The sequence below is a fragment of the Pseudomonas sp. YuFO20 genome, from assembly GCF_035064975.1.
GTDB classification, from domain to species: domain Bacteria; phylum Pseudomonadota; class Gammaproteobacteria; order Pseudomonadales; family Pseudomonadaceae; genus Aquipseudomonas; species Aquipseudomonas putida_AE.
In genome coordinates this window covers 69,934-83,006 of the sequence record NZ_JAXDEO010000014.1, presented here as the reverse complement: position 1 = coordinate 83,006, position 13,073 = coordinate 69,934, and the positions used below count along the sequence as shown (strand labels likewise).

The following is a 13,073-nucleotide window of genomic DNA, read 5'->3' as shown; positions in this document are numbered from 1 at the left end:
TGGTCATTTGCTCGGCGGCCCTTGCATATCCATCGGCGCGGCATTATCCGGGCGTCCACGAATCAGCGATTCCGGATGCCGGCCAAGGTAATCCGCCAGGTCACGCAGCGAGCGCGAGGTGCGTCCGAGTTCGTCCAGGGTTTGTCCGAGTTTTTCCCGCTGCGGCGAGTCTTCGGCCAGAGTCGAGTTGGCCGATTGCAGGGTCTTGCTCACATCGGTCAAGGTGGTTGACACGCCAGGCAGGGTCTTGGCATTGAATTGCACCAGGCCTTTGCGCAGTTCGACGAGGTTGCTGTCCAGATTGGCAGCAATGCGCTCGACCGGCAGCTGGTTGATCTTGTTGACCATGGCTTCGAGTTTTTCCTGCAATTGTTCGAGGCTGCCTGGAACGGTCGGAATGCTGACTGGACGGGCGCTTTGATCAAATACGACTTTTTCCGCCTTAGGGTAGAAGTCCAGGGAAATGTACAGCTGGCCGGTCAGCAGGTTGCCGGTGCGAGCCTGGGCGCGCAGGCCGTTGTCGATAAAGGTACCGATTACGCGTACGGCGGCGGCTTCATCCTTGGGATCGTGATTGAGAGTCTGGAGCATCTTCGTGTGCGCTCGGCCCAGGCGCTGCGGATAAATCATGATGCCGACGTTGACCGGGAAGGTGCGTTTTTTCGCGTCGAAATCCAGATTGACCGACACCACCTTGCCGATTTCGATGCCGAGGAATTCCACCGGGGCATCGACCTTGAGGCCGCGCAAGGCCTGGTCGAAACGCAAGGTCATGAATTGTCCCTTGCCACTGGGCGGGGCGAGGGCCGTTTGCTGGTCCTGGAACAGTTCGTAGGCATATTCCTCCGGGGCCGGTTTGTCGTCGGGGCTGTATTCCGGCGCACGGAACGCAACGCCGCCCACCAGCAAGGACGACAGGGACTCGGTCTTGACCGCAAAACCATTGGCGCCGACGCTCACGTCAACACCGCTGGCGTTCCAGAATCGGGTGTTCTCGGTGACGTACTTGTCGTTGGGTGCGTGGATGAACAGTTCGATGTTCACCCCCTTGCCATCGGGGTCCAGCGCGTAGGCCACGACCTGGCCGACCGGAATCTTGCGGTAGTAGACCGGCGAGCCGATATCCAGTGAACCGAGGTCCTGGGTATGCAAGGTGAAGCGTTTGCCCGGTTCGCCATAGGTGATGGCAGGCGGGTTTTCCAGGCCTTCGAAGTTCTTCGCGCGGGCATTGTCCTGGCCGATATCGGCGCCGATGTAATCCCCTGACAACAGGGTATCGATTCCCGAAACCCCGCCAGCGCCGATCCTCGGCCGGACCACCCAGAACTGCGAGTCCTTGCGGGTAAAGCTTTCAGCCTGTTTCACCAGCTTGATCGTCGCATCGACGCTCTTCTGGTCGTTGCTCAACGCCACGTCCGACACATGGCCGATCACTACGTTGCGGTATTTCACCTCGGTCTTGTTGGCGGTCAGGCCGCTGCCGGTCTTGAACTTGACGGTAATGGTCGGCCCTTCCTGCAAGATGCTGTGGACCACCAGCGATATCCCTACCAGCACCGCGACAATCGGCACGATCCACACCATCGAAAAGCTGAAACGGCGGGTCTTGATCGGAGCCTGCCCCGGGACCAGCGGCCCGTCAGTGGCTTGTGACTTCATCCGTGACCTCCTCATTTTGTGGTTGTTGCCGCTCTTTATCCCAGATCAGTCGCGGATCGAAACTCATCGCCGCGAGCATGGTGAACACCACCACCAGACCAAAGAACAGGATGCCCGGGCGCGGTTCGATATCGGCCAGGGCCTGGAATTTCACCAGCGAGGCCACCAGGGCGACCACGATGACGTCCAGCATCGACCAATAACCGATAAGTTCGACGAACCGATACATTTGCGAGCGCTGCCTGAGCGCCCATTGACTGTCGCGTTGAACGGTCACCAGCAGCAGCGTCAGGGCGACGAACTTGACGCCCGGTACCGCAATACTGGCGATGAAAATGATCAGGGCAATGTCCCAGGCGCCGTGCTGCCAGAACTCGATCACGCCGCTCATGATCGTGCTGTCGGCACCGTCGCCGACCATCTTGGTGTTCATCACCGGCAACAGGTTGGCCGGCACATAAAACACCAGGGCGGTGATCATGTAAGCCCAGGTTCGGGTCAGTGAGTTGGTTTTACGCCGATGCAGAGGGGCACCGCAGCGCTCGCATTCGTGGGGATCACCGGTCATGTCGCAGGCCAGGCCGCAGCTGTGGCACAGGCACAGGTTGAGGTCGCGGGCAAAGGGAGGCATGGTCATACGAGGTCCCACAGTTCACGAATATCGCGACCGGCAATGCGGATCATCATCAGGCTGAGGACGGCCAGGGCGAACAGACCGATGCCGGGCAGCACATCCAGCAACCCGGCGAGCTTGATCACCGCAACCATCGCGCCCAGCAGGCAGACCTCCAGCATGCTCCAGGGCCGCAGGGTTTCCAGCCAGCGCATGCAGAAGCTGAAACCCGGCGCGCGCTGGTGCCTGAGGGCGAAGCCCAGCACCCAGATCAGCAGCAACAACTGAAAGATCGGTGCGATGATCATGGCGATCGCCGCCACCAGGGCAATGAAGGTGATGGGCCCCAGGCTCAGCGCCACCACCGAATCCCAAAGCGTTGCACTGTTTTTCAGGCCTTTGAGGCTGATGCTCATGACCGGATAGAAGTTGGCAAAAATCCACAGCATCAACGCGGCGAAAGTCAACGCCAGGCGTTGCTCCACGGTCAGGCCGTTATAACGCTGAAGCACGCCGCCGCAGCGGGTGCACAGGGTTTTCTGGTGTTTGGCGAGCGTCACTTTTTCGTACACGCTGTCGCAGTGCTCGCAGATGATCAGCTGATCAGTAATTGCCATGGGCCAGGCTCAACAGGAGGCAGGAAATTCAGAGCACCCCCTCAATATAGAAGTGACTCGCAATTGAGCAAATCGAAAGGCTAAACAGAGAGATGGGGAAGGACGTATCGTTGATACCCTGTAGGAGCTGCCGCAGGCTGCGATCTTTTGATTTTGCTTTCAAAAAAACAAGATCAAAAGATCGCAGCCTGCGGCAGCTCCTACAGGGGCGGTTAGCCGAGGAGTTCGCGCATGCGGTACCAGAGCATGCCCAGGGCCAGCAGCGGCGAACGCAGGGCGCGGCCACCAGGAAAGGTCATGTGCGGCACGGCACTGAATACGTCGAAGCCTTTGCTGTGACCGGCATGGATCGCTTCGCCCAACAATTTCGCGCACCAGTGGGTCACGTTGACGCCATGACCGGAGTAACCCTGGGCGTAGAACACGTTCGGGTATTGGCTCAGGCGCCCGACCTGGGGGAAGCGATTGGCGGTGATGCCGATCTTGCCACCCCATTGGTAGTCGATGCGCACATTCGCCAGTTGCGGGAACACCTTGAGCATCTGCGGGCGCATGTAGGCGCTGATATCCGCCGGATCACGCCCGGAATAATGGCAGGCTCCGCCGAACAGCAGGCGCCGGTCCGCCGAGAGTCGGTAGTAATCCAGGCCGACTTTCTGGTCGCACAGCGCCAGGTTGTGCGGGATCAACTGTGCGGCAAGCTCCGCCGACAAGGGTTCGGTGGCGATGATGTAGCTGCCCGCCGGGAGCACTTTTCCGCTGAGTTTCGGTTCAAGTTCTTCCAGATGCGCATTGCAGCCCAGGACCAGACTGCTGGCGCGTACCGTGCCACCTGCACAACGAATTTGAACAGTACTGCCATGGATCAACTCCAGTACCGGGCTTTGCTCGAAAATCCGCACACCAAGGGATAACGCGAGTTTCGCTTCGCCAAGCACCAGATTCAGCGGGTGCAGGTGCCCCGAACCCATGTCGACCAGGCCGCCGGCATACACGCCGGAATTCACCACCTGCTCACGGATCTGCGCAGATTCGACCAGACGGGTTTCATGGGCGTAACCGAATTCCTTGAGCGCAGCGTGTTCAGCCTGCAAGCCGGCGAACTGCGACGGGGTGTTGGCCAGCTCGCAGAAACCCCAGCGCAAGTCGCAATCGATGCTGTGTTCACGGATTCGATTGCCCACCAGTTGCACCGATTCAGTCCCGGCATGCTCCAGGTAGCGCACACCTTCAACCCCGACATGCTTGGCGAAACCGCTGACGTCATGGCCGATGCCGCGAATCAGCTGCCCGCCGTTGCGCCCGCTGGCACCCCAGCCGATCCGCCGGCCTTCCAGCAGGATCACCGAGAGCCCGCGTTGGGCCAGTTCGATGGCCGTGTTGACGCCGGTAAACCCGCCGCCAATCACGCAGACATCGGCCACCAGGTCTTCGGTCAGCGTGGGGTAGGGCACCATGCCATTGGCCGACGCGGCGTAATAGGAATGGGCATGTTCGTGGGTGTACTGGTTCATTGGTTGGACTTCACTTTGCTCCAGGAACGCGTCATCAAGCGCATGATCGACTGCGGCGGCGTGGTCGAGATGTACAGCTTGTCGAGCACTTCCTGCGGCGGGTAAACCTCAGGGTTGTTGACCAGTTCCGGATCCATGTATTGCTTGGCGGTCGGGTTCGGGTTGGCATAACCGACCGAGGCGCTGACCTTGGCGATCACTTGCGGGTCGAGCAGGTAATTGATGAAGGCGTGGGCTTCTTTCGGGTTGCCGGCGTCCGCCGGGATGGCCAGCAGGTCGAACCACAGGTTCGCGCCTTCCTTGGGAATGGCATAGGCGATGTTCACGTTGTTCTTGGCTTCCTTGGCGCGGTTGGCGGCCTGGAACACGTCACCGGAGTAACCGAACGCCACGCAGATGTCGCCGTTGGCCAGGTCCGAGACATACTTGGAGGAGTGGAAATAGGTGATGTACGGACGGATGCTCAGCAGCTTGGCTTCGGCCTTTTTGAAGTCTTCGGGATTCTCGCTGCGCGGGTCCATGCCCATGTAATTGAGCACCGCGGGGAACACTTCATCCGCCGAGTCCATCATCGATACGCCGCAGGCGCTCAGCTTCTTGATGTTTTCCGGTTCGAACAGCACGGCCCAGGAATCGATGTGGTCAATGCCCAGCACCTGCTTGACCTTGTCGACGTTGTAGCCGATGCCATTGGTACCCCACAGGTACGGCACCGAGTGCGCGTTACCTGGGTCGTTTTTTTCCAGCAGGGCCAGCAGTTTCGGGTCCAGGTTCTTGAAGTTCGGCAGTTGCTCGCGGTCGAGCTTGAGGAACGCGCCGGCCTTCACCTGGCGGGCGAGGAAGTGGTTGGACGGCACGACCACGTCATACCCGGTACGCCCGGCAAGCAGTTTGCCTTCCAGGGTTTCGTTGGAATCGAAAACGTCGTAGATCACCTTGATCCCGGTTTTGGCCTGGAAGTCGGCGAGGGTGGTCTCGCCGATGTAGTCGGTCCAGTTGTAGACACTGACCTGTGGCTGAGCCTGGGCAACGGCGCTGAACAACGCCGCCAGTGCGACCGGGACCATGGATTTCAATAGACGCATAACGATACCTTCTTGGAATTATTGGATTTTGCAGGCGTTGGCGTTCCCCTTGTGGGAGCGGGCTTGCTCGCGAAGGCGTCAGGTCAGTCACCCTTAATGTTGAATGACACACCGCTTTCGCGAGCAAGCCCGCTCCCACAGGGGGACGTGGACTCATGCAGGGAGATGGTTGTCAGACGCTCAGCAACAGGAACTCGCGCTCCCACGAACTGATCACGCGCTTGAAGTTCTCGTGCTCGGCACGCTTGACTGCGACATAGCCACGCACGAACTTGTCGCCCAGGTAGCGGCTCACGGTGTCGCATTCTTCCATCTGCGTCAGCGCGTCTTCGATGGTGATCGGCAACCGCAGGTTGCGCCGCTCATAAGCCCGACCCTGTACCGCGGCGCTCGGTTCAATGCGCTCGACCATGCCCAGGTACCCACACAGCAGGCTGGCGGCGATGGCCAGGTAAGGGTTGGCATCGGCCCCCGGCAAGCGGTTTTCCACGCGCATGGCATCGGGGCTCGAGGTCGGCACGCGCAGGCCGACGGTACGGTTTTCTTCGCCCCATTCGACGTTCACCGGTGCCGAAGTGTCCGGCAGGAAGCGGCGGAACGAGTTGACGTTCGGTGCGAACATCGGCAGCACTTTGGGGATGTACTTCTGCAAGCCACCGATGTGGTGCAGGAACAACTCGCTCATGTTGCCGTCGGCATCGGCAAAGATCGGCTGGCCGGTGGCGATGTCCACCACGCTCTGGTGAATGTGCATGGCGCTGCCCGGCTCATCGCCGACCGGCTTGGCCATGAAGGTCGCCGCGACGTTGTGCTTGAGCGCCGCCTCGCGCATGGTGCGCTTGAACACGGTGATCTGGTCGGCCAGGTCGAGGGCATCGCCATGGCGGAAGTTGATTTCCATCTGCGCCGGGCCGTCTTCGTGGATCAGCGTGTCGAGGTCCAGGCCCTGGAGTTCGCACCAGTCATAGACGTCTTCGAACAGCGGGTCGAATTCGTTGGCGGCGTCGATGGAGAACGACTGGCGACCGCTTTCGGCGCGACCGGATCGGCCCATCGGGGCCTTGAGTGGCAAGTCCGGGTCTTCGCAGCGCTGGGTCAGGTAAAACTCCATTTCCGGCGCGACGATCGGCCGCCAGCCTTTGTCGGTGTACAGCTGCAGGACTTTCTTGAGCACGTTGCGCGGCGACAATTCGATCGGGTTGCCGAACTTGTCAAAGGTGTCGTGAATCACGATGGCGGTCGGCTCGATCGCCCATGGCACCACGTACACCGCATCGGACACCGGCTTGCAGACCATGTCGATATCGGCAGGATCGAGCAGGTCGTAGTAGATGTCGTCGTCGACAAAGTCCCCGGTTACCGTTTGCAACAGCACACTTTCCGGCAGGCGCATGCCTCGCTCATGCAGGAACTTGTTGGTGGGTGCGATTTTGCCGCGTGCAATGCCGGTCAGGTCGCTGACGACGCACTCGACTTCGGTAATCTTGTGATCTTTCAGCCAAGTGAACAGCTGATCGAAAGGGGCATTCATAAAGACCTCGTTATTGGTTTTGTTAACGCGGGAGAAAGTCGATTCATCTGTAGGACGCTTCCCCTGTAGCGCGTTGACGTCTATCTTGGGCGAGGCTTACGGTTCCATCTATCCACTTTTAGCAACACAAAACGCACCAAAAGAGTGCGTAAGGTCACCCATGACAGCTTGCAATTCGTTACAGGTCCAAGCATTCAGTACCGTCGATGTCGCCGAGCAAATCCGCGCCACACCGGGCTGGGTCCAGCATTACCAACAGATGTCGCCGGGACATTTCGCAGGATTGGTGCGCTATCTGGATCTACAGGGCGTGGAGATCTACGAGGAACAGATGAACACCCGGGTCGAGCAGAATTTCAGCGCGCCACAAGGCTCGCTGGCGTTCTGCTTCGACCGCAGCGACAACGCGCTGTACGTGTTGAACGGTGAAAGCCGCAACATCTGGATCACCCCGGAGAACTACCAGGAAATCGCCGTGGTGTTCGGCCCGGACTTCGTCAAGCGCCATGGGCTGGACGTCGCGCGGCTGGAGGGGTTGTTCCTGGCGCCGCTAAACTCGCAGCAGAATGCCTTGTTCAGTCGCTGGCTCAGCGCAACCCTGACCCAGCTGTCGCAGACCTACGACCCGCCCAGCCGCGAAGCCTTGACCCAACAGTTGTTGGAGGACTGTCTGTTCATCCTCGACAACGCCTGCTTGCGCCTCGACCAGGGCGCCCTGCAGCGTCGGGCCGGGGAGCGGGCGATCATGCAGCGGGTAGGGGAATGGGCGGCGGACAGCCCGGAGGAGCAGCTCAACCTGCTGGAGTTGTCCCGGGTCGCCGGGGTTTCGCTGCGCCAGCTGCAACACGCGTTCAAGACCTACACCGGCATGGCGCCGACCCAGTGGCTGCGCCTGCGCCGCCTCAACAGTGCCCGCCGCGAACTGCTCAGCCGCACGCCGACGCAAACCACCGTGGCCGAAGTGGCCATGCACTGGTCGTTCTGGCATTTGGGACGGTTTTCCAGCAGCTATCGCGCGCTGTTCAAGGAACTGCCGAGCGACACCCTCAAGCGTGCATGTGTCGCTCAGGCAAGCGGGCGCGGCCGGCGTTAGAAGGTCGGCGGGGTGATCACCCAGATCACCACGGCATCCACCTCGCCGGGGTTACCGTAGCGGTGCGGCTCCTGGCTGGAGAAACTGAAACTGTCGCCTTCATTGAGCTGGAAGTAGCGCTCGCCGACCCACAACTCGAAGCTGCCCGACAGCAGGTAACCGGCTTCTTCGCCGTCGTGGCTGTAGCTTTGCTGGCTGTAGGTGCCGGGCGGGAAACGCGAGTGGAGCATTTCCAGCTGGCGGTTGACTTGCGGGGTCAACAGCTGATCGACGATGCCGTCTTCGTAATGCACGTTCAGGCGGCTGTGCTTGCGCACGACAATACCGTCGTCTTCAGGATCGGTGATCGCCTCGCTGGCGAAGAACCACTGGATAGTCACGCCGAGACTGCGGGCGATGTTGAACAGCGCCGGGATCGACGGATAGGCGAGGTTGCGTTCCAGCTGGCTGATGTAGCCGGCGGTCAGTTCGCTCTGTTGCGCCAGTTCCGCCAGGGTCATGCCCCGACGTTTGCGCAGGCCGCGGATGCGCGTGCCGAGGAAATGCGGTTCGGCGCTGCCTGATGCGGCCTGGGTCTTGCTGCTGTTGCTCATGGCGAATTCCAAACCGGGTAGAACATGAACCCTTGTAGGAGCTGGCTTGCCAGCGATGGACTCGATAACACCGCGATTATCCGGTAAGCACGCGTTATCGTTCACGACCATCGCTGGCAAGCCAGCTCCTACAAGGGTGTTTCAAAGCCCCGGAGTATAAACAGGCTTAAAGCTCCCACGCGACTTTCAAGCCTTCGTAAATCGCTTCTTCGGCGGTACGCGGCGCCAGGCAGTCGCCGATGCGGCGAAATTCCACCAGGCCTTGCAACTCTGCACCCAGGGTATCCACCGGTTGATGGCCCTGACACAGCACCAGCGTGTCGATATTTTCCAGCAACATCGGCTCGCCGCTGGCGGTGTGTTGCAGGTAGACCGTGTTGTCGTCGCAGCCGTACAACCGGGCGTAGGGGATGATGGGAATGGCGAGCTTGTGCAGCTCGCCAGCCAGTTGATCGCGCACGTACAGCGGCAGGTTCTCCCCGCAATGGGTACCGTTCACCGCCAGTTGCACCTGATGCCCGGCCCGGGTCAGGCGCTCGGCAATGCCGGGGCCGATCCAGTCGCAGCGCCAGTCGACCACCACCACGGAACGGCCGATCTGCACCTCTTCACGCAGCACTTGCCAGGCATCCACCACCTGCAATCCACCGCCGCGTTCGAAGGGCGGCCAATAGGGCTCGGCACCGGTGGCGACGATCACCATGTCCGGTTTTTCCTGCTCCACCAGGGCGCGGTCGACCCGGGTATTGCGCACCACACGCACCCCGGCCAGTTCCATTTCCCGCTGCAGGTTGGTGCTGGCGCCGCCGAACTCGCTACGCCGTGGCAGCAATTGCGCGAGCAACACCTGGCCGCCCAGTTGCGAACTGGCCTCGTACAATGTCACGTCATGCCCGCGCTGGGCGGCGACGGCGGCGGCCTTCATGCCAGCCGGGCCACCGCCGGCGATCATGATGCGTTTGCGTTTTGCAGTCGTTTGGCGCTGACCAAAAATCAGTTCACGGCCGGTTTCCGGGTGCTGGATGCAGGAGATCGGCAAGCCCTTGTGGAAGTGCCCGATGCACGCTTGATTGCAGGCAATGCAGGCGCGCACATCTTCGACGTGGCCGGTGTCGGTCTTGTTGGGCATCTGCGGGTCGCAGATCAGCGCCCGGGTCATGCCGCACACATCGGCCTGGCCCCGGGCCAGAATCAACTCGGCTTCCTGGGGTTGGTTGATGCGCCCGGTGACGAACAAGGGAATGTTCAAGCCAGCCTTGAAGGTGCCGGCCTCCTTGGCCAGGTACGCCGCTTCGATCGCCATCGGCGGCACGATGTGCACCGCACCACCGAGGGATGCCGAAGTACCCGCGACGATGTGCACGTAATCCAGCTGCCCTTGCAGCGATTGTACGGCGGTCAATGATTCGTCTTCGGTCAGCCCTTCAGGATCGCGCTCATCGGCGGAGATGCGCAGCCCGATGATGAATTGCTCATCAGTCGCCGCGCGCACGGCGGCAATGACTTCGCGCAGGAAACGCAAACGCTGTTCCAGCTCACCGTTGTAGCCATCGGTACGGCGGTTGACCCGCGGGTTGATGAATTGCGCCGGCAGGTAACCGTGACTGGCGACCACTTCCACGCCATCGATGCCGGCCTGGTGCAGGCGTCGGGCAGCAGCGGCATAACCGGCGACGATCTCGTCGATCATCGCCTGGTCCAGCGCCCGTGGCATCACCCGGAAACGCTCGTTGGGCACCGCCGACGCGGAGTAGGCCACCGCCAGCAGGCCATCGCTGGACTCCATGATTTCCCGCCCCGGATGGAACACTTGCGACAGCACCACCGTGCCATGGGTATGGCAGGTTTGCGCGAGTTTGCGGTAGCCCTCGATGCATTCATCGTCGGTGGCCATCAGCACATGGGAGGTGTAGCGCGCACTGTCATGCACCCCGGCCACTTGCAGCACGATCAGCCCGGCACCGCCTTCGGCACGCGCCTTGTGATAGGCAATCAGTTGCTCGTTGACCAGGTTGTCGGTGGGCATCGAGGTGTCGTGACCGCTGGACATGATGCGGTTTTTCAGGCGCTTGCCACGGATCTGCAAGGGTTCGAACAGGTGCGCGAAGGCAGGGGACGGGCTCGGCATGGTGCGGTTACTCCGGCGGCTGACCTGTAGGAGCAAGCTTGCTCGCGATGGACGTTAACGATGACGCGTGTTGTCTGGATAAACGCATCGCCCTCAAGTCCATCGCGAGCAAGCTCGCTCCTACAGAGGCATCAGGTTTTCGTTGTTGTTGTTTGGTCTATAGAAATTTACCTTCAGTAAAAAATCAACTTGTTTTTTTACTGGGCCTTGAGTAGTTTCGTCTCGAGCCCGCTCCTGGGGCGACCCTCACCAACAATAAAAAAGGGCCATGCCGACCTGCAGTCGCCTGGCACCTGCACGAGGAACCACTGATGAAATCGAATACGCTCAAGCACGGTTTTTATCCCTTGGCGTTGACCTTGGCCATGGGCCTGGGCAGCGCACAGGCAGCATCGGAGATGGTGGTGGTCGGTTACGGCGGCGCCGGACAAAAAGCCCAGGACGTGGCGTTCTTCCAGCCTTTTGCCGCCGTGGATCAGAGCAAGGTGATCCAGAGTGAATACAACGGCGAGATGGCGAAAATCAAAGTCATGGTCGACACCGGCAACGTCGACTGGGACGTGGTGCAGATCGAAGGCCCGGACCTGATGCGCGGTTGCGAGGAAGGCATGTACGAGCGGCTGGACTGGACCCGTCTAGGCCACGCCGACCAGTTGATCCCCGAGGCGGCGCAGGAATGCGGTTCCGCCGCGCTGGTGTGGAGCGTGGCCATTGCCTACGACACCGACAAACTGGCCCAGGCCCCGACCTCCTGGGCAGACTTCTGGGACGTGAAGAAAACCCCCGGCAAGCGTGGGCTGCGTAAACGCGCGGTGTACAACCTGGAGTTCGCCTTGCTGGCGGACGGGGTCAAGGTTGATGACGTCTACAAGGTGCTTGGCACCCCGCAGGGCGTGGACCGGGCATTCGCCAAACTCACTGAGCTCAAGCCTTACATCCAGTGGTGGGAGGCGGGCGCGCAACCGCCGCAATGGCTGACCGCTGGCGATGTGGTGATGACCTCGACCTACAGCGGGCGCATAGCCGACGCCGCGCAGAAAGGTAGCCACCTGGGTCTGGTCTGGCCCGGCAGCCTGTACGGCATGGACTACTGGGCGATCATCAAGGGCTCCCGGCACGTCGACCAGGCCAAGCGCTTCATCGCCTTCGCCAACCAGCCGGATGCCCAGGTGAAATACGTCGAGCAGATCCCCTACGGCCCGACCAACATCCAGGCCGCCGCGCGGCTCGATGACAAACTGGCGCAGTGGGTGCCCACGGCGCCGCAGAACCTCAAGGGCGCGTTGTCGATGAACGTCGAATTCTGGGTCGACCATGGCGAAGAACTGGAAGAGCGCTTCAACGCCTGGGCCAGCAAATAAGTCGTGAGGATGGCTGGACGTGTCGAAGCGTCCAGTCTTACTGTCTGCCCAGCCGAACTGCCTGGAGAACCCGCCCGATGAACAACATCGCCACACCCCTGACCGCTCCTGAGCGCAGCGCTACCGAACAGCGCCTGCGCGAAGAACTGGCGGCCTGTTATCGCCTGATTGCGCATTTTCGCATGACCGACCTGATCTTCACCCACATCTCGGTGCGTATTCCGGGACCTGAGCATCACTTCCTGATCAATCCCTACGGGCTGATGTTCGACGAAATCACCGCGTCCAACCTGGTCAAGATCGACCTCGATGGCCGCGCCGTCGAGCCGTCGCCGTACCCGGTGAACCCGGCCGGGTTCGTGATCCACAGCGCCATTCACGGCGCCCGGGAAGATGCGCAGTGCGTGCTGCACACCCACACCAAGTCCGGTTGTGCGGTGGCGGCGCTCAAGTGCGGGTTGTTGCCGGTGAACCAGATTTCCATGGAGTTCTATGGCCGGGTTGCCTACCACGACTACGAAGGCGTGGCGCTGGACATGAGTGAGCAGCAACGGTTGGTGGCGGACATGGGCGACAAGCCGGTATTGATGCTGCGTAACCATGGCCTGCTGACCGTGGGCGAAACCGTCAGCCAGGCATTTTTGCGCATGTATTACCTGGAAAAGGCCTGCGAAATCCAGCTGGCGGCGCAGGCGGCTGGCGAGGTGGTGTTGCCGCCGGCAGAGGTTTGTGCGCATACCGAGCGGCAGTTCAATGATCCGGGGCGGCCGCTTGAGGAGGGGGAGTTGAGCGATCCGGATGCGATGCAATTGGCTTGGGCGGCGTTGTTGAGGTTGCTGGAGCGGGTGGCGCCGGGGTATCGGGATTGATCTGAATGCT

Annotated in this window: 11 protein-coding genes; 3 read left to right on the top strand and 8 right to left on the bottom strand. The window is 61.0% G+C overall.

Features of this window, described 5'->3' with window-relative positions; translation table 11 throughout:
* Positions 1 to 3 precede the first annotated feature (3 nt).
* The 6 genes from SOP85_RS10220 to SOP85_RS10195 form a co-directional block, all read right to left on the bottom strand.
* A complete protein-coding gene (locus tag SOP85_RS10220) occupies positions 4 to 1,659 on the bottom strand; it encodes a PqiB family protein (protein ID WP_323626868.1) in 1,656 nt (551 codons plus the stop codon).
* The gene (locus SOP85_RS10215; protein ID WP_274075763.1) at positions 1,640 to 2,296 is read right to left on the bottom strand and encodes a paraquat-inducible protein A; all 657 of its coding nucleotides are present in this window, start codon (positions 2,294 to 2,296) and stop codon (positions 1,640 to 1,642) included. The genes SOP85_RS10220 and SOP85_RS10215 overlap by 20 nt, the downstream gene beginning before the upstream one ends.
* Complete coding sequence (locus SOP85_RS10210) at positions 2,293 to 2,889, bottom strand: paraquat-inducible protein A (protein WP_323626866.1); 597 nt, start codon at positions 2,887 to 2,889, stop codon at positions 2,293 to 2,295. Before SOP85_RS10210 ends, SOP85_RS10215 begins: the two co-directional genes overlap by 4 nt.
* A 212-nt stretch (positions 2,890 to 3,101) precedes the next feature.
* The gene (locus SOP85_RS10205; RefSeq protein WP_323626865.1) at positions 3,102 to 4,403 is read right to left on the bottom strand and encodes an NAD(P)/FAD-dependent oxidoreductase; all 1,302 of its coding nucleotides are present in this window, start codon (positions 4,401 to 4,403) and stop codon (positions 3,102 to 3,104) included.
* Positions 4,400 to 5,488 carry a polyamine ABC transporter substrate-binding protein gene (locus tag SOP85_RS10200; RefSeq protein WP_323626864.1) on the bottom strand — a complete coding sequence of 363 codons (1,089 nt, stop codon included), beginning with the start codon at positions 5,486 to 5,488 and terminating at the stop codon, positions 4,400 to 4,402. Before SOP85_RS10200 ends, SOP85_RS10205 begins: the two co-directional genes overlap by 4 nt.
* Before the next feature lie 172 nt (positions 5,489 to 5,660).
* On the bottom strand, positions 5,661 to 7,019 hold the full coding sequence (locus SOP85_RS10195) for a glutamine synthetase family protein (RefSeq protein WP_274075759.1): 1,359 nt from the start codon (positions 7,017 to 7,019) through the stop codon (positions 5,661 to 5,663).
* 160 nt (positions 7,020 to 7,179) lie between these two features.
* On the opposite strand from SOP85_RS10195, the gene SOP85_RS10190 reads away from it, so the two are divergent.
* Positions 7,180 to 8,112, top strand: a complete 933-nt coding sequence (locus SOP85_RS10190; RefSeq protein WP_323626862.1) for a helix-turn-helix domain-containing protein — start codon at positions 7,180 to 7,182, stop codon at positions 8,110 to 8,112.
* Here the strand turns inward: SOP85_RS10190 and SOP85_RS10185 are convergent.
* Positions 8,109 to 8,705 carry a cupin domain-containing protein gene (locus SOP85_RS10185; RefSeq protein ID WP_274075757.1) on the bottom strand — a complete coding sequence of 199 codons (597 nt, stop codon included), beginning with the start codon at positions 8,703 to 8,705 and terminating at the stop codon, positions 8,109 to 8,111. The two genes, SOP85_RS10190 and SOP85_RS10185, sit on opposite strands and share 4 nt — an antisense overlap.
* A 166-nt stretch (positions 8,706 to 8,871) precedes the next feature.
* Complete coding sequence (locus tag SOP85_RS10180) at positions 8,872 to 10,833, bottom strand: oxidoreductase (RefSeq protein ID WP_323626861.1); 1,962 nt, start codon at positions 10,831 to 10,833, stop codon at positions 8,872 to 8,874.
* Positions 10,834 to 11,144: 311 nt separating this feature from the next.
* On the opposite strand from SOP85_RS10180, the gene SOP85_RS10175 reads away from it, so the two are divergent.
* Entirely contained in the window at positions 11,145 to 12,194 is a 1,050-nt protein-coding gene (locus SOP85_RS10175) for an ABC transporter substrate-binding protein (protein WP_274075755.1), read from the top strand.
* A gap of 77 nt (positions 12,195 to 12,271) precedes the next feature.
* Positions 12,272 to 13,063, top strand: a complete 792-nt coding sequence (locus tag SOP85_RS10170; RefSeq protein WP_274075754.1) for a class II aldolase/adducin family protein — start codon at positions 12,272 to 12,274, stop codon at positions 13,061 to 13,063.
* Positions 13,064 to 13,073: the final 10 nt, after the last annotated feature.